This is a genomic window from Maribacter sp. MAR_2009_72 (assembly GCF_007827235.1).
Classification (GTDB): domain Bacteria; phylum Bacteroidota; class Bacteroidia; order Flavobacteriales; family Flavobacteriaceae; genus Maribacter; species Maribacter sedimenticola.
Map to the genome: position 1 here is coordinate 3,221,908 of NZ_VISB01000001.1, position 24,802 is coordinate 3,246,709.

The window sequence follows — 24,802 nt, forward strand, 5'->3', positions numbered from 1 at the left end:
TAATGTATTTCTACAACTTACATCCTTCTAAGCCTCTTTGTCAAATACTAAATTCCAAGTATAAGTTTGGCAATGGAGAAGTAGATTAAAATACCAAATATATCATTGCTCGTAGTAATAAAAGGCCCTGTAGCAATTGCAGGGTCTATGCCACGTTTGTCCAAAAACAACGGAACAAAGGTTCCTATAAAGCCCGCAACGACAATTACCGCAATCAGGGAAATAGAAATGGCCAATGATGTGGGGAAATCCCCTTTCCATATCCAAGTAAAAATCAATAATAAACACGAAAGAATAAAACCGTTCAATAAAGCCAATAACATTTCTTTGATCAACCGATCACTTATACTGCCCTTAATGTCATCGTTGGCCAAGCCCTGTACGATAATTGCGCTAGACTGTACACCTACATTACCGGCCATTGCCGCTATGAGCGGGGTAAATAGAAACAAGACGGTGTATTCACGAAACATTTCCTCAAAACCACCCATAATGACAGCTGCCGCAGCACCCCCGAACAGGCCTAAAATTAACCATGGTAATCGTGCCCTGGTAAGTTCCCAAATACTTGCATCTGCCTCTACACCCTGGGATATACCGGCGGCCATTTGATAATCTCGTTCAGCCTCTTCCTTTATTACGTCTACAATATCATCAATGGTAATACGGCCTACTAATCTTCCTATCTCATCTATTACCGGTATGGCTTCAAGGTCATATTTACTCATAATACGAGCTACTTCCTCTGGGTCTTCGTTTACGTTTACAGAATCTACATTTTTGATGAACACATCCTTGATATGTGTCTTTGTGGAAGTGGTCAACAAATCCTTTAAGGATAATCTACCCTTTAACTTATCTTCATCATCAACCACATAAATGGAATGTACACGGGTAACATTTTCTGCTTGGGCCCTCATCTCCTTAACGCAAGTAAGCACATTCCAATTCTCATTTACTTTTACGAGCTCTTTTGCCATGAGTCCGCCTGCAGAATTTTCAGCATACCGCAAAAGGTCTACAATATCCTTGGCATGTTCCCGGTCTTCTATTTTAGAGATTACTTCCTGGACCTGTTCTTTTGGAAGTTCACCAATAATATCTGCAGCATCATCAGTGTCAAGTTCACCAAGTTCACTGGCAATTTCCTTAGAAGATAGGTTTCGTAGAATAGCTTCTCGGACATCTTCATCCAGCTCGGTAAGAATATCGGAAGTTTTATCACTATCCAATAACTTGATCAAATAGGTAGCCTCATCATCATCCAATTCATTAATGATTTCGGCAATATCAGCATAATGAACGTCTAGAAATAGCGTATTTAATTCAGCATCATTTCTGTTTTCAATGAGCTGTTCTATATTATGTACAAGTTCTTCTGTTAGTTTAAAGGGTGTCATCTGCTATCTTCTTCGTCAAGGCTATAAAATCTACGACCGATAGTTGTTCTGGTCGTTGGTCAAATATAGTATCTTCTTTGAGATTATCTGAAAGTGTAAAGGTTTTTAAACTATTGCGCAAGGTCTTTCTACGCTGGTTAAAAGCGGTTTTAACGACTCTTTTGAATAATTGTTCGTCGCAAGGAAGTTGGTAATTGGTTTTTCTTACCATACGTAAAACTCCGGACTGCACTTTTGGTGGGGGATCAAACACCTCTGGTGGTACCGTAAAAAGATATTCCGTATCATAATATGCTTGTGCCAATACAGAGAGTATGCCATAAGTTTTACTGCCTTCCTGTGCGCAAATACGTTCTGCCACTTCTTTTTGGAACATTCCTGAAAATTCAGGGACCAGGTCACGATGTTCCAACATTTTAAAAACTATTTGGGTAGATATATTGTAAGGAAAGTTTCCTGTAATTCCAAAAGGTTGGTTGTTGAACAGCTCGTTAAGGTCATAATTTAAGAAATCTGCCTCTATTACTTTAAAGGAACCCTTGCCCTGCAATACGGCAAAATGTTCCATTGGAAATGTTTCATTTAGATATTTGATAGATTCCGCATCCAAATCCATGGCAACAAGATCAATATCCCTGTTCAATAGATATTTGGTCAAAACCCCTGTACCCGGACCAATTTCAATTACGTTTCTGTACTCCTTTTGTAAAAGGGTGTCTGCAATTGACTTTGCAATTGCCTCATCTATTAAAAAATGTTGGCCTAAATGTTTTTTTGCTTTTACGGGACCTTTATCGTGATGCTTTTTTGGAGCATACCTGTCATTCTTGTTTTTTTTTCTTTTTGTCCCCATATTATGCGTTTAAATGCTCCTTATTTGGAAATATATACCCATGCATTTCTGCCGGAGCCAAGTTCTATCTGTATGCGCTTGTACGCCTCACCCTCATATTCGTCAGCTTTTTGTAATTCTTGGTGGGTCAATGTATATACCTGTCCTTTGATAATATCTTTGACATTACCGGTATGTTGCAGGGTTGGATATAGTCCGGCTACTTTTTTTTCAGAAACTACATATTGTACAAGTTCATCCTCAAAACCTGTTAACGCCCTTGAGAAAACGCCTAGCTGTATATCCTGTTCTTGTAGCGTACCATAGGTGAACAATAAATGAGTGGCCGTGGCCCGTTGCACAAAATATTCATCAACGACTTCCAATTCTGTTTTGAAAGAAACCAGTTTCCCCGCAAACTTCTTTTCTATTTGTGCTATCAAGCGCGGAGCATCTTCATTATAATACCTTTCTAAGGTGGCTTTATCCTTAACGGAATATTGAATGGAGTAGGTTTCTCCGCCCATATCTTCCTCTACCAAAACTTTAGTGAACTTTGCACTTAGAAATTTTCCTGTGGACAATACTTCCGGTATATGAACCTGCTTCATCCATTGCAACCATTCTGTATGGTAAGCTTCTTCTATATTGGTAGTAATATTATAAATAAACATGTTGGCGTACAGGTTGAGATTTAACAATTTTGACAACTGCAAAGTTAAATTAAGTAGTTGCCATTTTTAGACTAATTCTGTAAACTTTTAGTTAATGGCATCTCCCCTGAGAATTCTAAAATTCTTTCTGGCTTGAGGAAAGTAGTAACTATCTTGGTAGTTGTAGATGATTTGCTCATAATGTTCCCTGGCCTTTATATTGTCCTTGAACTCTTTTCTATAAAGTTCGGCCAAGGCAAAATGCGCATCGTCAGCCAATATTCCCTTATTATAGAACGTGATAATTTTTTGATAGTTGAACTGCGCCTCCTCATATTTTTTTTGCGTTTCCAGTAACTGAGCTTGTTTAAACAAAGCATCGTCCTCAATTTTTTCACCTTTGTGGTTTTCAAGGATGTCATTCAAGGCCGTAATAGCTTCCGTTGTTTTGTTTTGATAGGCAAGAAAATCTGCCCGCGCATATTTTTTTAAGGCGGTCTGGGTAGAGTCTTCCAAGGAATTGTCGGAAATTAACAGACTTAACTGCATGGCATCATTGGCAATTAACTGGGATGTTGAGCCGCGTAGTACTTTTAATTGGGTAAGGGCCCAGTCAAAATCTCCTTTATAGAAGCTGGTTTGAGCAACTTTATATCTGGCATCCTGCCCTAAAACATCATTTTTTAATTTTTGTTGAATTTGGGAAAAATAGATCAGTGCTTCATTAAATTTTTTATCGAATACCAATATGTCTCCCAATGCTAATTTTATATAGGCGGTACCCCTGGTGTTCAAAGGAAGGTCTAAACTATTTTTCAATAGGGTTTCCGCTGGTTTGGGGTCGTTTTTTTTAAAGGTCAGAAATTTTGCATAGGCTACCTGAAGTTGAAGTGTCTGCGGTCTGTAGCCATATTTATCTATTAGGGTTTCGTATGTATTTTGAACATTGTCAAGATTGACCTTAGAATCATTCAACGCTATATCTATAAGATGTAATTCTGCGTTCAGTTGCGTAACCTCGTCATTGGTATTGTCAATGATAAACTCAAAGATATCTTTTGCTACATCAAAATCCTGTTCTTCCAAAGCCTGTTCTCCCAAACCTTCCATTCTCATGGTTGAATTACCATCAATACGTTTGTAAATTGCTTTTTCCTGTCTAAACGCACTGCCAAACTGTTTTTGTTGAACAAATAACCAACTCAGCAACTCGTTCCAAAGAATATTCGGATTTTTTTGAGCCCTTTCCAAGAGTACTTTTTTAAAGGAAATATTGTTGGGGTCCTCTGCATTCTCAGATATAAAATCATCAATACTTCTAAGGATATTTGATTTGGATGTTTTTCCTTCACTTACCAAATTCAAATAGGCATTGTACATATCCTCTATTTTGCCCTGTTCACCATAAATACGTGCCAATTGATAATTGTAATCCAAGCCCGGGTTTAATTGCATGGCTTTTTTAAAAGCCTGTATGGCCAAGTCCAATAAGCTGTAGTTTTGAAACCGCAATCCTATGGCGTAACCATAATTAGGATTCTTTTGTATAATATTAAGTGCCTTGTCATAGTAAATGGTTGCCTCTTTCCCTAATTCTTGCAAGGCATAGTTGTAGCCCAGATCAACTAAAAGCGTGGGATAGGGATTTCTCTCATTCAACCTATTCCTTAGGAAATCACCGGCATTTATATAACGCTCTAATTGTTGGTAGCAAGAAACCAGATCCTGTGCGTACTCTGTTCTACGTGGATTTTTCTCTACCAATTTTTCATAGAATACGACCGCCTTTTCAAAATCACCATCGGCAAAATATTGTTTTGCCAAAAAATCATCTTGGGACCATGCCATGCCCATCATGGCGAAAAAGGCTATGAAAAAAAAAATTTTTCGCATATTCAAAGATACATAGAATGTACAAAGTTCAATTTATAAGGCTGATGACAACTAAACAAACCTATTAATTTTAAAGTTGTTTGTGGGAACCATCACAATTTGGCATTCGTTTGGAAAGACCGCAGGTACAATCATTTAATCCTTTTCCATTTAGTATTCGCTGTGTGTTTTTGGAAATTCTATTGCTGCGGGTATTGGATTGTTTAGGTTGTGAAAAATGTAATAAATAACCTTTTTGGCGCCCAGGGGTAAGGCTGTTGAACGCAGTTTCCAAATTGGGGTCTTCGGAAAATTTTTGGGTAAGTTCCTTGGGAACGGGATAGTCCGTCACTTTCTTCACCTGAACCTTTTTTCCAGATTCCTCATTTTGTGCGGCTTCCAGGATATAATCCTTGATCGTTTGCCGTAGCGTTTGTATTTCTCCAACATGTGTAAATCTGATTTGGCGACCAGATTGTGTATGTTGGGTTTGTTGAATCAAGAGGTTGTAAGGGTCTTTAAGAAGTGCCCCTTTATAAAATAAGATGGCACAATATTCTTTAAAACCATGCAGTAGTACAATGTTCTTGTTTTTATAAGTATAACAAGGATGTTTCCATTTAAACGCTTCCGTTAGGCCACACTCAAGAATTATTGCTCTTAGCTCCCTGAGCTCTGATTGCCACTTATTTATACCATCTAGATAATTATCTACCTCTTCAATCATGTGTTTAGGGGGGTATTACATTAATCGGACATTATATTAGTTTCAAAACCGTCAATACTTTGGGTGTTTTTATTTTTCCAATACGCTTCAATATTTTTGCTTCCTTGTTTGCTTGCCCAATCATTTAAAGTAGTTCTTTCTTCTTTATAATCCATGTAGGGTACAGCAAATCCGCAAGAAGTCTGTACAAGTTCTACATGCATTTCAATTATTTGCCTGGCCCCAATGTTTTTTGGAAAGAGTTTTTCGTATTTCATAAACTGATTATCCCGTTTATGATAAATCTCTGCTTTTCCATAAAGGCGTAGTATCATAGGTTTTCCTTCAAAAGCGCAGAACATGATGGTCATTCTTTTATTCTTAAGTAAATGGGCGGCAGTTTCATTTCCACTACCGGTCAAGTTTAGCCATACAATGGTATTGGCATCTATAACCCTAAATGAATCTGTTCCTTTTGGAGATACATTTACGCTACCTGTAGCGGCAGCCGTACCTACAAAGAATATTTTTTGTTGCTCAATGAACTGTTGTAGTTGAGGCGTAATACTGTCCAGTTGCTTGCCCATAGGTATTGTTAATTTCTAAGAAGTTACATGAAGTAAATAACCAAGGTAATAAAAACGGCTTTAATCCAAAATGAACTAAAGCCGTTATTAACTGAATGAATGTATGTTTATTGATCCACAAAACCAACCACCTCATAGGCCCTAGTTCCATTTATTTGGATAGCTTCATAAAGTACATTTGAAAATTCATAATATGTATACCCATCTATTTCCACACGTTCGTAGCCATCTGGCAACTCTTGGATTACCGTTCCTATTTCTGGATCAACAACTTCATATTGATCATTAATTGGGGCATAAAAAACACCATTGGCCCAATAATAGGTTCTAGACGGTCTATTTATTCTAATAAAGCCAGCTGGCAACGTTTGTATTCTAAAGCCAACTTTTGGGGCTATTACAATATATCTTCCACCAGAATAGGTGTAAAATCTATTTCCCGAATAGTAATAATTGTTGCCCCTGTGTACAATTGTTGTTCTTTTGGGTAACGTTCTAACCGCTACAATCTTTTTTTTAGGTTTTTTATATACTACACGGCTACTTGGTATACGTGGATTATCTTTTTTGATAATTACGGTCTTACCGGTTCGTCTTGAATTTTGCGCATATGTCTTTTCTGAAAACGAAACCAGCATAATGAGCGCTAAAATAATTGGAATACTATTTAATGTTGTTTTCATAATACATGGTTTTATAATGCTTGTATGACCATGTTTTTTCTAGATGGTTTAATTTTTAAGTAAACTTTAATAGGTTTGGCAAGATTCTATAAGTAATGTCTAGCAGGTTAAAATCACCATGCTTTATAGATGTCATAATTCTTCCGGAACAATTACCCCGTACATTAATTAATATCAATACATATTTTGTTGCCGGTAGGATCAACGACCCAATAGCCGTTGATGGTTTTTTCATACCAGTTTATACTGTGTAATGCTTGCTCTAATTTTTCTTTAGCTGTATAATATAGTTGAAAATGGTTTAAGCCGGCATTTTCACTGGGAGCCAATGGTCTGTTGCTCCCGTGCCACGAATTTAGGGCTATCCTATGTTGGTAATCTGCACCATCCCCTAAATCCGCAAACATGTATTGGGGCAAATTGTTGGCTTCGGTATAGCCTAATTTTTTGTAAAACCTATTGGATTTTTGAACATTGTTGGCATATAAATGAATATGTCCAATATAAGTGTCAGAAGCAATAAATCTATGAAGGTCATTGACTTGCAATGCGGACATTACTTCATCTAGATTTAATCTTTCCGATGCTGATCGTATTACGCCATCTGTACCCTCCATCCAAATTCCACCTTCGCTGATCACTCTTTTTAAGCGTTCTGGGGTTTCTAAGGTAAATTCTATGGTAATTCCATCCGGGTCTTCTAGATAGATGGATTTAGATGCGGTATGGTCGGTAGGGGAGTACGGATATTTTTTAATGTTCAGTCTATGTACCATACTTGCAAATTCAGCTTCATTGGGTGCATGAACCGCAAAATGATATAAACCGCTGTACCCTTTTTGAAATGGAAATTTGGCCTTTTCATGAACTACGACCAATGTTCTTTTCTCCGTACCAAATTCAGCAATATTCTTGTTGGTCCCCCTAAGTTGCATACCTACTATTTCTGTCCAAAAATAGGTAGACCTTTCAAGGTCAATATTGTTGATATGTACCGGGCCAAAAGTAGCAAGTTTATTTTTTGGGTTGCCTCCGCCGTTAGTTCTCTGCATTGAATTGGTCAATTAAAATTTACATCCATATATTAAAATCAATGCACCGAAAATTTTTATATGTCCATTTCCGATGCATCATTTACAATATTCAATAATATTATTGTTGGTGTGCCTTAGGCAAAATGAGTACTTTTTTACTTCTGCCCCATGCAATAAAAAGTGCAATGCCCATAATGATTATATTCATGCCAATTGCTGAAAATTCTCCTCTTGAAGCATGAAAAATTGCGGCCAAGATCATAACCGCGGCAAGACCTAGTGCCGCCCATACGGTCAAGTAAGGTTTAAAACGAAAAATGGATGGAATTAATAAACCCAATCCGCCCAACAATTCGCTAATTCCAATAAAGCGCACCAGCGCTTGCGGTGTTGTGGTTACCCATGGTAATGATTCCGCAAGTGCCTCAATAGGTTGTGAAGCTTTCATAAGTCCTGCCATAATAAACATTACGGCCAATAATCCTTGTGCAATCCATAATATTATATGCATTGCTTTGCTCTTTTTTTGGTCTGTCATTTCTTTACGTATTTATAAAATTACTATGCAGCAAAGTTGTACTACTATGCGCAAATGAAAAATAAGATACCTTAAGAAATTACTATAGGTTATTTATGTGCAATCTTACGACGAATATCACTCAGATATTCCGGTGTAACACCTATATATGAGGCAATTAATTTTAGCGGTAGGCGCTGAACTAAAGTGGGGTAGGTTACGGTAAAATCAATATATCGCTGTTCAGCAGTTGCGCTTAATAAACCTATGATACGTTTGTTCGATGCTATTAAATTATTCCTGAACTTAATTGCCATTTCGGTGATATCTTCCTCGTCAAAATTTGTAATGTCCGAATATTCCGATCTGGATAGCACAAAAATCTCTGATTCTTCTATGGCCTCTATTCCTACTTGGGAGGGAACTTGATTGGTAAAACTATCCAAATCCGTAATTAGCCAATCTTCTGGCGCAAACTGCATGATATGTTCTTTGCCGGAACTATCAATGGCATAACTTTTAAGACATCCACTTTTAACAAAATAGCCATATTTGGCAATTTCTCCTTGCTTTAAAAGGATTTGCCCTTTTTCAACGGTTTCAAGGTTATTTAAATCTATACTCTTCACGCTGTGTATTTAGGATACCAAATTGACCGTAATAAATACATTAACATATGGGTTAAAAGTGAAAACCATATCTCACTGAATATAACAAGAATGGAAAAAATATTCCAGCATCACCTAATAAATGCTTTCTAAAGATACTAAATGATATATGGTATGAACGGTAGTTACCCTAGTCTATCATGTCAAAACCGCAATACGGTACCAAAACTTCTGGAATTTTAATTCCTTCTGGAGTCTGATAATTTTCTAGGATACCTGCCAATACGCGTGGTAGGGCCAAAGAACTACCGTTTAATGTATGGGCCAGCTGACTTTTTCCGTTTTCATCCTTAAATCTTAACTTGAGCCTATTGGCTTGGTACGTTTCAAAGTTGGATACAGAACTTATTTCCAACCAACGGTCCTGCGCGGTGGAGAACACTTCAAAATCAAAGGTCAATGCAGAGGTGAAACCAAGGTCCCCTCCACATAGGCGAAGAATTCTATACGGGAGTTTCAACGCTCTCAGTATACCCTTTACGTGTTCAACCATACCATCCAAAGCCTTATATGAATTGGTGGGATGTTCTACACGTACAATTTCAACCTTATCAAACTGATGTAGTCTGTTCAGGCCCCTAACATGTGCCCCATAACTACCTGCTTCTCTCCTAAAACAAGGGGTATAGCCCGTGTAGGTGATTGGAAAATCATCTTGGTTTAAGATGACGTCCCTAAAAATATTGGTAACGGGCACCTCTGCCGTAGGAATCAAATATAGGTCATCTGCTGTTACATGGTACATTTGACCTTCCTTGTCCGGCAACTGTCCTGTACCATAACCGGAAAGCTCGTTCACTAAATGTGGCACCTGTATTTCTGTATAACCGGCTTCAGTATTCTTGTCCAAAAAATAGGCGATCAAAGCACGTTGCAATCGTGCACCTTTTCCTTTATATACCGGAAAACCCGCTCCTGCTATTTTTACCCCTAGTTCAAAATCAATAATGTCATATTTCTTTGCCAATTCCCAATGTGGCAAGGCAGAGGTATCCAATACGGGAATGTCTCCTTCTTTAAATACCTCTTCATTGTCCTCTTCACTTGACCCCTTGCGCACAGATGTATGCGGGGTATTGGGAATTTGATATAATAAACTTTGTAATTCATCTGCCGCTAGGCTCAATTCTTCTCCCAATTGTTTGGACTCTTCCTTTAATGTACCCGTACGCTCCTTTAGTGCATTTGCTTCTTGAGCCTTACCGGTCCTGTACAGAACACCTATTTCTTTGGAAATTTTGTTGGATTCTGCCAATACATTATCCAATTTCGTTTGTGCCGTACGTCTTTTTTCATCAAGTTGAAGCAGATTGTCCAACATTGGTCTGGCGTCAATATTCCTCTTTTCCAAGGCAAGGATAATTTCATCTTTATTATCCCTTATGGTCTGTAATTGTAACATTTTAGGTCGTATTTGAGTGCAAATTTACGTTAATCTTCTATTTAAATTGGATACTTTTAATCCCTAAACTTTCATTACTATGATTTTTGAACACTTCGCAATAAATGTAAAGGATATTAACGGGGTTGTTGATTGGTATTGCAGCCATTTGGGACTGACAATAGATAATCAGCAAAAGGAAGCTCCGTTTATGACGTTTCTGGCAGATAGTACCGGTAGGGTAGTGGTTGAGTTCTACACTCGGGAAGATGAATTGGCAGAGGATTTTAGCAATAGGCATCCCTTGACCTTTCACGTGGCTTTTGTTTCCGGGAACGCAGAGGAAGATAAACAACGTTTGCTGCTTGCCGGAGCAAGCTTTTTTGAAGAGGTCTTTAAGGATGACGGTAGCCATTTGGTCATGTTGCGTGATCCTTGGGGTTTGCCGCTTCAGCTTTGTCAGCGTATGGTCAAGTTTCCATGATCTAGTTTAATTATGGGTTGGATGGAAGAATCCAAGTGTGATGCTTAAAGGGTTTCCAGCGCTCCTTGGCCAAATTGGTCTTGGGGTCTATAAATGGTTTATAGGGCTTACCGTTTATACTTATTTCCGAATTTTTTAAAAATACGGCAACGTCTTTATTATCCTTCTTGAAATCGTTTTTGATATATTGGGCAAATTGCCAAGCAAAATCCGGATATGAATAAACCTTGCGCAGTTGTGCCTTGGTCAGGTAATTTTTTGGGTCAATCCGGTATATCTCATTGGAGTACTCGTCTATGGCCATAAAATTGCCTTTTCCAGTGCGGCTCCTCAGCATCATCCTCCAGCTCATACGATGTCCTTCTTCTGTCCACAATACATCATCTTCAATAATATAATGTCTTACCGGTAACAATACCTGGAACAGAAAATATAGACCCGCGACCATTAATAGGCCGTTTCTGTAATTTGGAGAGGATAAAACGGTTGGTACGTAAGGTGTTTTGGATTTAAAAAATATAGACCTTATGGTTTCTGGGTCAAAAAAGAATACACTGAACGCCAAGGCCAAGTATGGAAAAATACCTATCTGGAAAACAATAGAATTAAATAGGTGAAAAAAGATGGATAATATAAAGGCTATTTTTCGGGTTTTTTTATAAAGTAAGGCGGGGATGATCAGAAGGTCAAATACAATTCCTGCTACGCCTATAATTTTGTGCACCCACAATTGTTGTAACAATTCACCAACTAACCAATAATCTTTCCTTGGCTGCATCAATACCTTGATCATGCTAAAATCTAGCCAGTCGCCATACATTTTTGCAACAGAAGCATAGGTGTATACAATAAGCAACTGTAAAACAATAAACCACTTAACATAAGCGAACATTGAATTGGCTTCAAGAGTTGGATTCAATTTTACATCCACAGATCTACTTCTATGCGCTGGAAAAAAACACATGAGTAAAGAAATAAGGATAAGCAAATAATAATGGTTGTTGTAAGCTGTTTTTTGCATTAGATAAGTGGCAGACCACATAAAGGTAAAAGCAATCATGGTTACCCTGTATTTTAGCCCTAGGGCAATACAAATGCCCAAAAAGCCCATAATGGCAAAATAATAGTACATGCCATTTCCCGGTATGGGGTGTAACCATTCAAAATCTATAAAGGGAAAAAAATGGGTGGGGTCTATTAAATTTCTTTTTACCCATCCAGTAGCAATGGCCCCAAAACTTTCCAATGAAATAAGGATTCCAAAAAAAATACGGAAGATGATCAAGGGGCTATTATCCATACGTTGAAACAATACCCTGTTCAGCATTTTATTTCCGAATAAGTTGTATGGAACGTTCTTTGTCCTTTGCCAATTGTAACTTAAGGGCATCTACAGATTCAAACTTATGTTCGTCCCTTAAACGGGCCAAAATATCCACTTGAATTTTTTTATCGTAGAGATCGGCATTGAAATCGAAAAAATTAATTTCTATGGACTTTGATGTGCCGTTTACGGTTGGATTGTACCCAATGTTCATCATGCCATAGACCGTTTTTCCCATTAAGGTGCTCTTAACGGTATATGCTCCGTTTTTTGGTATAAGTTTATAATTTTCCGCAATCGTAAGATTTGCTGTGGGAAAACCCAATTGTCTTCCAATACCTTTTCCCTTGGAGATCGTGCCGGTCAGCATATACTCATATCCTAAGTAATTGTTGGCCGTGGTAATATCGCCCTCTTCCAGCGCTTTACGTATTTTGGTAGAGCTCACGGAAACATCATCTATTTCTTGTGCAGGTATTTCATCTACTGTAAAATCCAGAGCATTGCCAAATGCTATCAAATCGGTAATGTTGGCCGTTCTGTTTCTGCCAAATCTATGGTCATAACCAATAATGACTCTCTTTGTGTTCAAGGTGTTTACCAATATATCCCGTACAAATTCCGTTGCGGTAAGTCTAGAGAAATCCTTGGTAAACGGATGAATGATCAACACATCAAGACCCAAACGTTCCAAGATCATTATTTTTTCATCTATGGTGTTCAAAAGTTTGATATCCGCATCTTTTTGTAAAACCATTCTTGGATGTGGAAAAAAAGTGAGTACGGACGATTTTAATTCCGTAGTCTTGGCATGGTTTATGATTTTATCCAGTATTTTACGATGACCAATATGTACCCCGTCAAATGTACCAATGGTAATGACCGTGGGATGTTTTTCATGATATGTGGAAATGTTGCGAACTGTAATCACCTATGATAGAAAATAAAAAGACTTATATTTGATTCTGAGATAAAAGCCCCCTGATGGTTGCAAAATTACGCCTAGTTTTTTCAATTACCATAGTATTTCTTTCCTTTTCCGGGGTAGCTCAAAGTACATACTGGGAAAAAACCGAATTATCTACGGCCAACAAACAGATTTCCAAGCAACGACTGCAGGTGGAAAAAGGTAAGGCATTTGTCTTGAACAAAACACTGTTCACCCAAGCCTTAATGTCCAATAAAAAGTCCAATGTCATCTATTTTCCAGATGAACAGGGCAATCAAATTCCCTTTCGTGTAGAAGAGATACCCTTGTTCTCAAAGGCCTTGGCCCAAAAATATCCTTCCATTAAATCTTATAAGGGTACCGCTATAGACCGTGCCGGTTTGCAGGTACGTTTTAGTGTGTCACCAAAAGGTGTTCAGAGCATGTTCAATAAAGTAGGTGAAGAGGAAGCCCTGTTTATGCAGCAGACCAAGGACGATACATATATTTTATACCGAAGGACGGAGCAGAGCAAAAGTGATCTACAGTTTATTTGTAAAACAATGCCTACGGTTATGGATTATGCCCAGAATTTGACGGCTAAATTGGTAGATGACCAAACATTGACCACATTTAGGGTCGCTATTTCCGCGTCTGGGGAATACACTCAATTTCATGGGGGTACCAAAGCAGATGCATTGGCCGCAATCAATGCTACCCTTACCAGGGTCAATGGTGTTTTTGAGCGTGATCTGGCCATATCCTTACAATTGATAGACAATACGGATGATGTAATCTATACCGATCCTGAAAATGATCCTTATACCGGTAGTTTAAGTTCCCAGGTACAAAGTACGTTGACCAATGTTATAGGAGATTTAAATTATGACATTGGACATTTGTTCAATCAACAGGAAAACACTTTGGACGGTAATTCCGGTTTTATTGGAGCTGTTTGTAAGAACGGGAGAAAGGGTAGTGCATACTCTACACTGTCATCACCGACCGGTGATGCCTTCGATATTGATTTGGTCGCTCATGAAATGGGCCATCAATTTGGGGCAAACCATTCGTTCTCTCATATTTCGGAAGGTACAAATGTACAGGTAGAACCGGCAAGTGGTACAACCATTATGGGCTATGCGGGTATTACGGGAAATAACAATGTAGCCAGTAATAGCAATGATTATTTTCATTATGTCAGTATAACGCAAATTAGGGATTATTTGCGAACGGTTTCCTGTGGGCAAACCCAGTCTATTGCCAATGTGCCCCCTTCTTTATCTCCCTTACAGGATTACAACATACCAAAGGGTACGGCCTTTGTTTTGAATGGGGAGGCAACTGACCCGGATACTTTGGATGTGTTGAGTTATACTTGGGAGCAAATAGACAATGGGGTTGTAACCCAAGCTACTTTTGGACCTAATAATCCAGCAGGGGCCAATTTTAGGTCATTGCCGCCTAGTATTTTGCCGAGACGGTATTTTCCAAACCTTAACCGAGTACTGAGCGGCCAGCTTACACAGGTCTTGCCCAGTAGGGGAGATGCCTGGGAGACGGTATCCAATATTGGTAGGTCCTTAAATTTTTCCTTGACCGTGCGTGACAATGCTTTAAATGGTGGGCAGAGTGTTTCTGATGAAATGAGTATAACGGTAATTAATGATGCCGGCCCTTTTGCGGTCACTTCGCTAAATACTGAAGAATCTTTGGTGGCAGGATCTATACAGGTCATTACGTGGGATGTCGCCGATACCAATATTGCACCTGTAGCGGCAGAGACCGTTTCTATCTATTTGTCCACCAATGGCGGACTTACCTACCCGACCATATTGGCCGAAAATGTACTGAACGATGGTAGTCAAAGGATCATAGTACCTAGTATAGATACGGATAGCGGTAGAATTATGGTCAAAGCGGACGGAAATGTTTTTTTTGCTGTTAATGGTACCGATTTTTCCATAACCCCTTCCGAAATTGTGTTGGATTTTAACGAGGTTGAATTTGATGTCTGTAAGCCACAGGATATCAACGTACCTTTTACCTATGAAACCTATTTGGGATTTAACGAGGAAAGCACGTTTAGTACGCCCTCCCTGCCAGATGGCCTAACCGCAACTTTTACACCCGCTACCGCAACTGATACGGATACTTCTGTATTATTGGATTTTGAGGGTATTTCAACGCTGGCCGAAGGCATTTATCCTATAGAAATTGTTGCAAGTTCGGCAACGGTCACCAAAGATATTACCTTGTTGTTAAGGGTTTATGACGATACTTTTGAATTGGTAAATTTAGTTGCACCCGTAGACGGTTTGGAAAATGCGTCAATAGATACGGAATTGCAGTGGGAGAATCAAGTAGGCAGCACTTTGTACGATGTCGAAATTTCAACCAATACCAATTTTACCGCTATTGTTGAAACGGCAACGGTAGCCTCTAATTCCTATAAACCGGTATTATTGGACAATAACAGCCAATATTTTTGGCGTGTTAGACCCAAAAATGATTGTGGGGAAGGAGTTTTTAGTGCGCCGTTCAGTTTTACGACCATACAATTTAACTGTACCACGAAAGAAGCCACTGCGGGCTTGCCCATTGCTATTTCCAGTAGCGGAACTCCCGTAATAAGCTCTAAAATAATTTTTTATGAAGATTTGCCTATTGCGGATATCAATGTCATTCTTGATATTGAACATACTTTTTTGGCAGATTTGGTAATTACCCTTACCTCACCTGAAGGTACCGAGGTTACGTTGGTTTCCAGTTCATGTGGTGAGGCGCGGAATATTATAGCCACTTTTGATGATGATGCGCCCAGTTTTATCTGTAGTCCGGAGCCAGGTATTAGTGGTACCGTTAGCCCATTGGGGAGTTTAAGCTCCTTTAATGGCGAGTCCCTTTTAGGGGAATGGATCTTGGAGGTTCGCGATAATGCTCCTTCTGATGGCGGTAAATTGAATGCCTTTTTACTTGAAGTCTGTGTGGAAGGTGATTTTAGGCCGGATAATGATCAGGACGGCGTGTTTGACGATGGAGACGATTTATGTCTGGATACACCATTGGGCCAAGAGGTAAATGCATCGGGTTGTCCAGTATATCGTTTTCCTAGTGAAAACTTTACGGTTAGGATAGATAGCGAAACGTGCAGTGACAATAATGATGGCTCAATTACCATTACTCCCAAATTATCCTTGGATTATCAAGCAACTGTTACCGGAAATGGTGTAGAACTTGTTCAAAATTTTTCCAACACTTTTAACTTGGCCAATTTGGCATCCGGCACCTACTCGGTATGTATTGTAGGTACAGATGGGATCATTACTTATGAGGAATATTGCGTAGAGGTCCAAATTACGGAGCCTGCGCCGCTCAATGTAACATCTAAACTGGCTTTGGATGGCAGTCAGATCACTTTTTCCTTGCTTGGATCATCCTTATACACCATTACGCATAACGATGAAATTTTAATGACCAATGAACCTACCGTAACATTAAGTTTAAAAAAAGGTCTCAATACTTTTAAGGTGACTACCAATTTGGCCTGTCAAGGTACTTATGAGGAAGAATTGGTTTTCAGTGAGCGGGCTATTGTCTTTCCAAACCCTGTGATCGATAGCATTAATATTTATTTTGGGGCCGAACAGGAACAAGTTTTTGTACAGGTTTTTAGTGCGGATGGTAGATTGATATCAAGTGATACCTTTGTTCCACAATTAAACAGGATAGAAATTGACTGTAGTGCGTTTTCCATAGGAATCTATTATATAAAATATGTAGGGGCTACCGCCAAAGGAACCTTAAAAATAATTAAGCAATGAAGCGCGCCATATTCATAATTCTATGTTTGATGCTCTCCTTTACCGGATGCAAGAAAAAACGAAGTCCACAACCACCTGAAGCGGTGTTGTTATTATTTCCGGAGCAAAATTCCGAATGTACGACCGGGGTAAGTTTAGGAGAGGAAAAAAGTCAGGTGGAATTTAATTGGAGCGCTGCAGATAATACGGAAACCTATGAACTAAGGGTCACCAATACCGAGACCGGTACGGTACAGACCATAATATCCACAAATACGTCCGCCACGCTGCCCTTGGAAAAAGGTAAACAGTATTCATGGTTGGTCCGTTCAAAGAATAGTCAAGTAGAACAGACCGTTTCTAGTGAAATCTGGCATTTTTATAATGCAGGTTCCAATGCTACATTTGCTCCTTTTCCAGCTACGATAGTTAGTCCGGCTTCATCTGAAAATGTATTTAAGGACCTTAACAATGAAGTGGTCCTCTCATGGTCGGCATCCGATCTGGATAACGATATCGTAAACTATGAGGTGTATTTTTCCGTGGAAACTCCGCCAACGGATTTAATTCGTTCCTTACAACCTTCCGTAAACAGTATAAAAGTTTCCGTAGCTTCGGACACGGTCTACTATTGGAGTGTGGTCGTTATTGATGCTGAAGGAAACAATTCCAATTCCGGTATATATAATTTTAAGGTGCTGTAATCAAGTATTGTTGTATTGGTTCATGGTACGGGCAATACCGCTAAGGGCAAATGCACTGACTACTTCTGCAGATCTGGAGAGGCGTTCCGATATTAGATCACGTTCTTCTTCGTTCCATTGTCCCAAAACATAATCTACCTGTCTACCCTTGCCAAAATTGGCACCGACCCCAAACCTGAACCGGTTGTAGCCATGGGTCTGTAAATGTTGTTGAATATCTTTTAATCCGTTATGGCCGCCATCACTGCCCTTGGTCTTTATACGTATGGTTCCAAAAGGCAAGTTAATGTCATCGGTTATGACCAATAGGTTGCTCTGGGGAATATTTTCCTTGTCCATCCAATATTTTAATGCCTTTCCACTACGGTTCATATAGGTAGAGGGTTTTAGACATATAACCGTTCTTCCTTTGATTTTGAACGTGCCTATATCTCCAAGTTTGGCGGTTTCAAAAGTAAATTCCTGGGCCTTTGCCAGTTCATCTAATATTTTAAAACCTATATTATGTCGGGTTTCGGCATATTCATCTCCAATATTGCCAAGACCTACAATCAAAAATTTTTTCATTGGGTCCTCTTCTTTATGAACACTTGAGCGCTTGTTAAAAAGTCCTTTTAAAAAATGGAACATTTAAACTTTATTTTAGGGTCAAAAATACAAAAGCATCTCAATACGGATATCGAGATGCCTTTTTGTAATTTTTGAAATAAGAAGTTATTCTTGGGTAGCTTCTTCAGTTGCCGCTTCGGCACCCTCAGCTCCTTCTTCTCCTTCTTCATCTTCATCATCCGTAACAATTGCGGTACGTGCAGTTTTAACTTGTACAACAACTTGGTTATCTGGATGTAAGATTGTGAAATCATCATTCAATAATGATGATACAGATATATTTTGACCGATTCTTAATTTTGAAATATCGATATCAAAGAAATCCGGTAATTTGTCCGGTAGGGCCTTAATGGCAAGTTTACGTTTTCTGAACAATAAACGTCCACCGTTACGTACACCTGGAGAGTTACCTACTAAACGTACAGGAATATCCATTGTAACCACTTTATCATCAAATAATTGATAAAAATCAATGTGTATGATCTTATCGGTTACAGGATGAAACTGTATATCCTGCATTACAGCTTTTAGAGAAGCTCCACCATCCAGTTCAATTGCAACTGTGTGTGCATTTGGAGTGTAAACCAAGTCTCTGAACGCTAGTTCATCCGCTGAAAAATGTAATGGTTTATCCCCTCCGTATACCACGCAAGGAACCTTTCCAGCATTACGTAGGGCCTTCGTTGCCTTTTTGCCCACGCTTTCTCTTTCTGATCCTTTAATTGTAATTGACTTCATTATATGTATTAAAAATTAATATTAATAGTTTGACCTCTAATTTCATGTTAGCACCATTGCCATAATGGTTGGTTGCTACATTAAAAATTTAGAGGATATAGAATTATTGTTGTGCACCTTGTCCATAACATCCGCAAATAGCTCGGCACATGACAATACCCTAACTTTATTACTTTTTATTTCTATTGGTATGGAATCTGTTATGATCAATTCCGTTAATTGCGATTTTTCAATTTTTTCATAGGCGTTGCCGGATAACAAACCATGTGTGGTAATGGCCCTAACACTTACTGCACCACGTTCCATCATTAGGTCTGCGGCCTTGGTCAACGTACCGGCGGTATCAACCATATCATCTACAAGTACCACATTTTTACCCTGAACATCCCCAATAAGTTCCATATGTGAAATTACATTGGCTTTTGCCCGTTGCTTATAACAGACAACAACGTCACTATCCAATGCTTTGGAATAGGCATAGGCCCTTTTTGAACCTCCCATATCCGGAGAGGCCAAAGTTAGATCGTCCAATCCAAGATTTCTTAAATAAGGTAAGAAAAGGGTAGACGCAAAAAGATGGTCAACAGGTTTTTCAAAAAAGCCCTGTATCTGATCTGCATGGAGGTCCATAGTAATAATTCTTGTAGCCCCTGCGGTCTCTAACATTTTAGCCACCAATTTAGCGGCAATAGGTACTCTGGGTTTGTCCTTTCTATCCTGTCTTGCCCAACCAAAATAAGGCATAACTGCTGTAATATGACGTGCAGAAGCCCGTTTGGCGGCATCTATCATTAGCAACATCTCCATTAAATTTTCCGGACCAGGGTGTGTGGAGCCTATAATGAAAATACGCGTACCACGTATAGATTCCTCAAAAGAAGGTTGAAATTCACCATCGCTGTAGCGTGAAAAAGAGACTTTGCCCAATGTGGTGCCATAAGCTTTGGCTATCTTTTCACCTAGTGCCGTACTTTGCGTACAAGCAAATATTTTTGGTTCCGGAACTTGATATGGCATATCTTTTCTTCTTATTTACCTCAGCAGCAGATTCAATCCTACGGAAGACCCTGTTTTTTAAGGAGGTGCAAATTTAAAAATTAAAATTGGTTGCAGCTGTATAAATGTTTGAAATTTTTAGTGGTAGAAAGAAAAAAATTTTTTAATTTCGCAGTCCTATTTAAAAATATCGTTTATTACGGTGTTTATGCTCGAGTGGCGGAACTGGTAGACGCGCTGGATTCAAAATCCAGTTCTTCGGAGTGTGGGTTCGATTCCCACCTCGAGTACAGATTAAAACCTCAACTATCTATTTCTTAGATTTTTGAGGTTTTTTTTAATAATACCTATAAGAATAAATGAGGGTATCGCTTTCTGCAACGTCATTAACCATCTTGTAGGTCAATTTTTCTAATTTTTATAGTATATACTGTACTTTTTCATCCCTAATCATTCCATAACTGAGCATCAAATAATGATTGTATTGGTTTTGTAAAGTGAATATCCTAATTATACTTTTAGGCCCTTATGTGTTTTTAATTTTCAAGTTTCAATTTCAAATATTTTATTCTTTCTCTATTGTAAGTATATGTAATATGAACAAAGCCATTTTTATCTTGTATGATTGCCGGGTAGCTAAATTCACCTTCTTTTTCATTTTCTAATTGTAAAACATCTTTCCAATGCACTCCATCGGTACTGTAGGCTAAATTCAATTTTTGTCTACCGTCAGACCAATCTTTTCCACTTAAAGTGGGGTTATAGACCAAAAGGAAATTACCATTATTTAGGGTTATTGCGTCTATACCACTATTAGGATTTTTGACTTCACTAGCAATTGCCTTAGACCAACTTTTACCAAAATCAGAACTAATACTTTCCATAATAACGTTTTTATTGCTTCTTAATAAAACCTTCAAAATATAATTTGGTAGTTGTATTACAGAAGGTTGAATTAATTTCACATCAGAATCAGAAGGTATTTCTGAACGTTTCCAGGTGTAGCCATCATCTTTAGATATTTCTATATGGGCTTTCCAAACTTCTCCATTGTCAGTTTCCATACTAGATGGCGATATAATTATTTCATCATTTATTTGAATAGGCTTGTTTTTGATTGGTCCTAGAATAGAATCTGGTAATCTTTGTGCATTAGACCAGTGAATTCCATTATTTGTTGAGGTTTTATACATTCCCCACCAAGTAGAAGGCGATGGGCCCATTTTGTAATATACGAAAAGTACACCTTTGTTATTTTCAAATAAAACGGGGTTCCATGTTGGGTAACTGAGGCTGTCATTTTGAAAACCATCTGCTATTTTTACGGGCGTTGACCAGGTATTATTTTTTAGGAAACTCGTATAAATACTTACATCAGGATGTCTCTCGTGTGTACCCGCAAACCATGATGCCATTAATTCGCCATTTTTTAAAGCTACAATTGTAGGGGCATGGCATTGTAAAAATGGAGCTTTCTCAAATATAAATTCATCTGTTAATAATTGAATTTGAGGAAGTTCAGGTAGTTCGGAATTTTGCTGTGCGTATACTATTGATGAGAATAATCCCAATATTAAACAAAATATTGAAAAGTATTTCTGTGTTGAATTGGACGTATTTACAGATTTAGTCAAAGTTTTCGTTTTTACTTTTTAAATGAAAATGCTAGCGCAGGTATGGTTTTTGATCTTAAGCTTTTTGGGAGCGTAACTTGAACCATCCCACTTTTAAGCCTCCAATCTAATTTTTCTCCTGTTTCTAATAAGGTGATTTTAGACCCTTGTCTAGGGATATTTTTACCCCATGAAATTTGATTGGGTAATGCTTCGCCCTCCTTTAAAGGAATAAGTGCGTAATGTGTGTTTTCTTTTGTGGTGAAAAAGTTTTTGCCATCAGTATATTTATCAGTTGTTTTCGTACCATAAATAGCATCACCATTTTTAGAAAGCCAAACACCAATCTCTTCTAGTTTATTTACTGCTTCTAATGGGAGTAATCCGTCAGATTGCGGGCCTACACCAAGTAGCATATTGCCGCCTTTTGCGACAATTTCGATTAGGGAATGAATAACTTTAGTTGCAGACTTATAGTTGTCATTGGGTACATAGCCCCAGGCATTCCCTAAAGTAATACAACTTTCCCATGGGTTGTCTAATTTTGTTTCTGGAATTGATCGCTCAGGAGTTTGGTAATTTTCATAAGGACCGTGTACGGTTCTGTCCGCAAAAATGATTCCGGGTTGTGCTTTACGGGCCATTTCCGCAATTTTTGGCATATTAATGTGTTGGTCCCAATCTGGTATTGGAGCGCCCCAGGCACGTACTTCATCGTTAACGGTTTCTCGTGGTCTTACCCACCCGCCATCTAGCCAAAGAATATCAATTTGACCATAATCTGTAACCAATTCATTTATTTGATTGTATGCAAAATCTTGAAAACGTTCCCATCGTTCTGGGTACTTTCTAATATCGTAATTTGGGTTGCGGTCTGGTGTAGCATATTTATCCCACCAGAAATCTTGTGAGTGCCAATCTGGTTTAGAGTAATAGGCGCCAATCATAAAATCTTTTTTTCTGAAGGCATCGAACACATGTTTGGCGACATTTGCTTTTGGATGATTTTTAAATGGACCATTGGTGATTTTGTAATCTGTTTGTTGTGTGTCAAACATATTAAACCCGTCATGATGTTTGGTTGTAAAAACCACATATTTCATCCCTGCACTATCAGCGGCATCTGCCCAACTTTCTGGATCAAAATTCACAGGATTAAAAACAGAACTCAAGTTCCAATACCACTTTTTGTAATCATTATAAGACATGCCTTCCGGTCTTTCCAGCCAAGCTTCTGAACATAATTGCCAGGACTCAATTATCCCCGGAACCGCGTAAACGCCCCAATGAATTAGCATACCAAATTTTTGATCTCCCCATTCCTTTAATTTCTGTTGTACCAACGGGTCTGTTGGCGCTTCATAAATTGTTGATTTGCCATGAATATTATCCACTTGGGAAAATGAAATCTGAATAAGTAGAAAAAATAGGGGGAAAAAGATACGCTTCATTGAATAATTTGTTTGGAATGTTGATCTGTAAAGATAGCTCATCGGCCAAAAACAAAGAAGCCTTCATTAATATTGACCGGTAAAAATGGAGGGCATTTAATTTAAGTGTCGGGTTATTAGTAGCATAGCTTGATCACTATAATTGTAAAAATATATTGCATATTAATTTGCAGACCAATAATATTTAACAGCATTCATTGCATAAAATATTATAATCAATGTAAATAATAATTATATTCGTAACCGTTAACGTTAACGTAAATGGTAAATCATATTTTTACAGGGGCCTAAATATGAATTTATTAATAATATGATAATTGTGTGTATTTAAATATCATTGCCTTGGTACAATTGCACACCTGTTATTATCAAGCGAAAAACTTAATGCTAACCAGTGAATAGATTTCAACCAAAACGTAATAATCAACAGAACACGTAAACTTTAATACAATGGAAAACAAAAGAAGGAATTTTATAAAGAAAACTGCCCTTGCATCCAGTGGTGTTTTTTTAGGTGCCAATGCAATGAGTGCTAGTAGTTATAGAAAGATTATTGGATCAAATGATAGGGTTAGAATAGGTGTTGTTGGATTCTCAAATAGGGCTAAAAATGCCTTGATACCTGCTTTTAATGGCCATAGTAAAGCACAAAATTTTGAAATCGTTGGGGTGTCCGATATTTGGAACAAACGTAGGGACGAAGGAGTGGCCTATATCAATGAAATTACGGGTAATAAAATAAAGCAATGGCGCAATAATGAGGAAATGTATGCGGAGAATAAAATTGATGCTACCATCATTTCAACGGCAGACTTTCAACATGCCTTGCATACGGTACAGGCCGCCAATGCCAAAAAAGATGTGTATTGTGAAAAGCCCTTTGCGGAAACCATGGCCGATGCCAGAATTGGTATGAAGGCGGTAAAGGATTCAGGTATCGTTTTCCAAATAGGAAGTCAGCGAAGAAGTGGGGCCAATTACCACGCGGCCAATGACTTTATAAAGTCAGGAAAATTTGGCGATATCGTCATGGTAGAAATGACATGGAACGTTAACCAACCAGGCCGTTGGAGGTTGCCAAAACTTACAAGGGAGATACGACAATCTGATACCGATTGGAAAAGATATCAAATGAATAGACCTGAAGCGGCTTGGGACCCGAGAAAATATTTGGAGTATAGATTATTTTGGCCGTATTCATCCGGTATACCCGGTCAATGGATGTCGCATCAAATAGATACCGTACATTGGTTTTCTGGTTTAGACCACCCTAGAAGTGTTGCGGCTAATGGTGGTATCTACCTTTGGAAAGATGGTCGTAAAAATTTTGATACCATGTCCGCGGTTTTTGATTATGGACCTACAGATGATCTAGAATCCGGTTTTCAAGTTACTTATTCCTCAAGGTTTACAAATTCTGCAGGGGGTACAAAGGAAATCTACTATTCTAACGCAGGAGAATTGAACCTAGATACCAATAAGGTCAGCGACAATGGAGGTTTGGAAGAAAAATATGCCAGTGCCATGAATATGGAGCCAAATAAACTAGAAGGTTTTAACCTCAGTGACAATGCCCCAAAGGTGGTAACCTCTGCAAATACCGGGGCGGACAACATGACCTCTATGCACATGTTAAATTGGATGGAATGTGTGAGAAGTCGTAAAGCTACCAACGGGCCAATTGAGGCAGGTTATAATCATTCCATTGCCAATATCATGACCACGGCAGCTTTAAGGACTGGATTAAAGGCAACATTTGACGAGAAAACCCAAAATGTATTGGCCGGCGGAGAAATATTTCAATACTAAAAATTACCCT

The 24,802-nt window shown here is 38.4% G+C and carries 22 protein-coding genes and 1 tRNA gene; 5 read left to right on the top strand and 18 right to left on the bottom strand.

Features of this window, described 5'->3' with window-relative positions:
* Positions 1–47: 47 nt before the first annotated feature.
* From mgtE to serS, 11 genes are all read right to left on the bottom strand, one after another.
* On the bottom strand, positions 48–1,400 hold the full coding sequence (gene mgtE / locus JM81_RS13595; protein ID WP_089258935.1) for a magnesium transporter: 1,353 nt from the start codon (positions 1,398–1,400) through the stop codon (positions 48–50).
* Positions 1,387–2,253 carry a 16S rRNA (adenine(1518)-N(6)/adenine(1519)-N(6))-dimethyltransferase RsmA gene (gene rsmA / locus JM81_RS13600; RefSeq protein ID WP_144804220.1) on the bottom strand — a complete coding sequence of 289 codons (867 nt, stop codon included), beginning with the start codon at positions 2,251–2,253 and terminating at the stop codon, positions 1,387–1,389. The genes mgtE and rsmA overlap by 14 nt, the downstream gene beginning before the upstream one ends.
* A gap of 20 nt (positions 2,254–2,273) precedes the next feature.
* On the bottom strand, positions 2,274–2,906 hold the full coding sequence (locus JM81_RS18670) for a DUF4286 family protein (protein WP_144804222.1): 633 nt from the start codon (positions 2,904–2,906) through the stop codon (positions 2,274–2,276).
* An 87-nt stretch (positions 2,907–2,993) separates the two neighbouring features.
* Positions 2,994–4,778, bottom strand: coding sequence for a tetratricopeptide repeat protein (locus tag JM81_RS13610; protein WP_144804224.1), 1,785 nt, complete (start codon positions 4,776–4,778; stop codon positions 2,994–2,996).
* Between the two features lie 70 nt (positions 4,779–4,848).
* Positions 4,849–5,484 (bottom strand): DUF1801 domain-containing protein, encoded by a 636-nt coding sequence (locus JM81_RS13615; RefSeq protein ID WP_144804226.1) that lies wholly within the window; start codon positions 5,482–5,484, stop codon positions 4,849–4,851.
* 20 nt (positions 5,485–5,504) lie between these two features.
* Positions 5,505–6,050: a pyridoxamine 5'-phosphate oxidase family protein gene (locus JM81_RS13620; RefSeq protein ID WP_089258945.1), complete on the bottom strand. Its 546-nt coding sequence runs from the start codon at positions 6,048–6,050 to the stop codon at positions 5,505–5,507.
* Positions 6,051–6,157: 107 nt separating this feature from the next.
* Positions 6,158–6,733, bottom strand: coding sequence for a DUF6515 family protein (locus JM81_RS13625; protein WP_144804228.1), 576 nt, complete (start codon positions 6,731–6,733; stop codon positions 6,158–6,160).
* 164 nt (positions 6,734–6,897) lie between these two features.
* Positions 6,898–7,785, bottom strand: a complete 888-nt coding sequence (locus JM81_RS13630; protein WP_144804230.1) for a VOC family protein — start codon at positions 7,783–7,785, stop codon at positions 6,898–6,900.
* A gap of 100 nt (positions 7,786–7,885) precedes the next feature.
* A complete protein-coding gene (locus JM81_RS13635) occupies positions 7,886–8,305 on the bottom strand; it encodes a DoxX family protein (RefSeq protein ID WP_144804232.1) in 420 nt (139 codons plus the stop codon).
* A gap of 89 nt (positions 8,306–8,394) precedes the next feature.
* Positions 8,395–8,913, bottom strand: coding sequence for a Crp/Fnr family transcriptional regulator (locus JM81_RS13640; protein WP_186435577.1), 519 nt, complete (start codon positions 8,911–8,913; stop codon positions 8,395–8,397).
* Positions 8,914–9,082: 169 nt separating this feature from the next.
* Positions 9,083–10,354: a serine--tRNA ligase gene (gene serS / locus JM81_RS13645; RefSeq protein WP_144804235.1), complete on the bottom strand. Its 1,272-nt coding sequence runs from the start codon at positions 10,352–10,354 to the stop codon at positions 9,083–9,085.
* A 79-nt stretch (positions 10,355–10,433) separates the two neighbouring features.
* Here serS and JM81_RS13650 point away from each other — a divergent pair, with 79 nt between their 5' ends.
* Positions 10,434–10,817, top strand: a complete 384-nt coding sequence (locus tag JM81_RS13650) for a VOC family protein (protein ID WP_144804237.1) — start codon at positions 10,434–10,436, stop codon at positions 10,815–10,817.
* Between the two features lie 10 nt (positions 10,818–10,827).
* Here the strand turns inward: JM81_RS13650 and JM81_RS13655 are convergent, their stop codons facing one another.
* Both JM81_RS13655 and JM81_RS13660 read right to left on the bottom strand, forming a co-directional pair.
* Positions 10,828–12,144 carry an HTTM domain-containing protein gene (locus JM81_RS13655; protein ID WP_144804238.1) on the bottom strand — a complete coding sequence of 439 codons (1,317 nt, stop codon included), beginning with the start codon at positions 12,142–12,144 and terminating at the stop codon, positions 10,828–10,830.
* Between the two features lies 1 nt (position 12,145).
* Entirely contained in the window at positions 12,146–13,072 is a 927-nt protein-coding gene (locus JM81_RS13660) for a bifunctional riboflavin kinase/FAD synthetase (RefSeq protein ID WP_144804240.1), read from the bottom strand.
* 53 nt (positions 13,073–13,125) lie between these two features.
* On the opposite strand from JM81_RS13660, the gene JM81_RS13665 reads away from it, so the two are divergent.
* Together JM81_RS13665 and JM81_RS13670 are read left to right on the top strand one after the other, a co-directional pair.
* Entirely contained in the window at positions 13,126–16,893 is a 3,768-nt protein-coding gene (locus tag JM81_RS13665) for a reprolysin-like metallopeptidase (RefSeq protein WP_144804243.1), read from the top strand.
* A complete protein-coding gene (locus JM81_RS13670; protein WP_144804245.1) occupies positions 16,890–17,576 on the top strand; it encodes a hypothetical protein in 687 nt (228 codons plus the stop codon). Before JM81_RS13665 ends, JM81_RS13670 begins: the two co-directional genes overlap by 4 nt.
* Here JM81_RS13670 and pth read toward each other — a convergent pair whose 3' ends face one another.
* The 3 genes from pth to JM81_RS13685 all read right to left on the bottom strand — a co-directional run bounded on the left by pth (position 17,577) and on the right by JM81_RS13685 (position 19,940).
* Positions 17,577–18,206 carry an aminoacyl-tRNA hydrolase gene (gene pth, locus JM81_RS13675; protein WP_144804247.1) on the bottom strand — a complete coding sequence of 210 codons (630 nt, stop codon included), beginning with the start codon at positions 18,204–18,206 and terminating at the stop codon, positions 17,577–17,579.
* 84 nt (positions 18,207–18,290) lie between these two features.
* Positions 18,291–18,923 carry a 50S ribosomal protein L25/general stress protein Ctc gene (locus JM81_RS13680; protein ID WP_144804249.1) on the bottom strand — a complete coding sequence of 211 codons (633 nt, stop codon included), beginning with the start codon at positions 18,921–18,923 and terminating at the stop codon, positions 18,291–18,293.
* A gap of 75 nt (positions 18,924–18,998) precedes the next feature.
* Positions 18,999–19,940, bottom strand: a complete 942-nt coding sequence (locus JM81_RS13685; protein WP_144804251.1) for a ribose-phosphate pyrophosphokinase — start codon at positions 19,938–19,940, stop codon at positions 18,999–19,001.
* A 189-nt stretch (positions 19,941–20,129) separates the two neighbouring features.
* Here JM81_RS13685 and JM81_RS13690 point away from each other — a divergent pair.
* Positions 20,130–20,209, top strand: a tRNA-Leu gene (locus tag JM81_RS13690).
* A gap of 246 nt (positions 20,210–20,455) precedes the next feature.
* On the opposite strand, the gene JM81_RS13695 is transcribed toward JM81_RS13690, so the two are convergent.
* Both JM81_RS13695 and JM81_RS13700 read right to left on the bottom strand, forming a co-directional pair.
* The gene (locus JM81_RS13695; RefSeq protein WP_261375058.1) at positions 20,456–21,553 is read right to left on the bottom strand and encodes a sialidase family protein; all 1,098 of its coding nucleotides are present in this window, start codon (positions 21,551–21,553) and stop codon (positions 20,456–20,458) included.
* An 11-nt stretch (positions 21,554–21,564) separates the two neighbouring features.
* Entirely contained in the window at positions 21,565–22,983 is a 1,419-nt protein-coding gene (locus JM81_RS13700) for an alpha-L-fucosidase (RefSeq protein ID WP_144804253.1), read from the bottom strand.
* A 450-nt stretch (positions 22,984–23,433) separates the two neighbouring features.
* Here JM81_RS13700 and JM81_RS13705 point away from each other — a divergent pair, with 450 nt between their 5' ends.
* Positions 23,434–24,792 carry a Gfo/Idh/MocA family protein gene (locus tag JM81_RS13705; protein ID WP_144804255.1) on the top strand — a complete coding sequence of 453 codons (1,359 nt, stop codon included), beginning with the start codon at positions 23,434–23,436 and terminating at the stop codon, positions 24,790–24,792.
* The last annotated feature ends 10 nt before the right edge of the window (positions 24,793–24,802 follow it).

Bases quoted from the DNA above. Each gene is read 5' to 3' on its own strand.
- JM81_RS13700 (WP_144804253.1), bottom strand. From the start codon at position 22,983: ATGAAGCGTATCTTTTTCCCCCTATTTTTTCTACTTATTCAGATTTCA.
- JM81_RS13665 (WP_144804243.1), top strand. From the start codon at position 13,126: ATGGTTGCAAAATTACGCCTAGTTTTTTCAATTACCATAGTATTTCTT.
- pth (WP_144804247.1), bottom strand. From the start codon at position 18,206: ATGTTCCATTTTTTAAAAGGACTTTTTAACAAGCGCTCAAGTGTTCAT.
- JM81_RS13625 (WP_144804228.1), bottom strand. From the start codon at position 6,733: ATGAAAACAACATTAAATAGTATTCCAATTATTTTAGCGCTCATTATG.
- JM81_RS13705 (WP_144804255.1), top strand. From the start codon at position 23,434: ATGGAAAACAAAAGAAGGAATTTTATAAAGAAAACTGCCCTTGCATCC.
- JM81_RS13650 (WP_144804237.1), top strand. From the start codon at position 10,434: ATGATTTTTGAACACTTCGCAATAAATGTAAAGGATATTAACGGGGTT.
- JM81_RS13635 (WP_144804232.1), bottom strand. From the start codon at position 8,305: ATGACAGACCAAAAAAAGAGCAAAGCAATGCATATAATATTATGGATT.
- JM81_RS18670 (WP_144804222.1), bottom strand. From the start codon at position 2,906: ATGTTTATTTATAATATTACTACCAATATAGAAGAAGCTTACCATACA.
- mgtE (WP_089258935.1), bottom strand. From the start codon at position 1,400: ATGACACCCTTTAAACTAACAGAAGAACTTGTACATAATATAGAACAG.
- JM81_RS13680 (WP_144804249.1), bottom strand. From the start codon at position 18,923: ATGAAGTCAATTACAATTAAAGGATCAGAAAGAGAAAGCGTGGGCAAA.
- JM81_RS13620 (WP_089258945.1), bottom strand. From the start codon at position 6,050: ATGGGCAAGCAACTGGACAGTATTACGCCTCAACTACAACAGTTCATT.
- JM81_RS13610 (WP_144804224.1), bottom strand. From the start codon at position 4,778: ATGCGAAAAATTTTTTTTTTCATAGCCTTTTTCGCCATGATGGGCATG.
- JM81_RS13655 (WP_144804238.1), bottom strand. From the start codon at position 12,144: ATGCTGAACAGGGTATTGTTTCAACGTATGGATAATAGCCCCTTGATC.
- JM81_RS13670 (WP_144804245.1), top strand. From the start codon at position 16,890: ATGAAGCGCGCCATATTCATAATTCTATGTTTGATGCTCTCCTTTACC.
- serS (WP_144804235.1), bottom strand. From the start codon at position 10,354: ATGTTACAATTACAGACCATAAGGGATAATAAAGATGAAATTATCCTT.
- rsmA (WP_144804220.1), bottom strand. From the start codon at position 2,253: ATGGGGACAAAAAGAAAAAAAAACAAGAATGACAGGTATGCTCCAAAA.
- JM81_RS13685 (WP_144804251.1), bottom strand. From the start codon at position 19,940: ATGCCATATCAAGTTCCGGAACCAAAAATATTTGCTTGTACGCAAAGT.
- JM81_RS13615 (WP_144804226.1), bottom strand. From the start codon at position 5,484: ATGATTGAAGAGGTAGATAATTATCTAGATGGTATAAATAAGTGGCAA.
- JM81_RS13630 (WP_144804230.1), bottom strand. From the start codon at position 7,785: ATGCAGAGAACTAACGGCGGAGGCAACCCAAAAAATAAACTTGCTACT.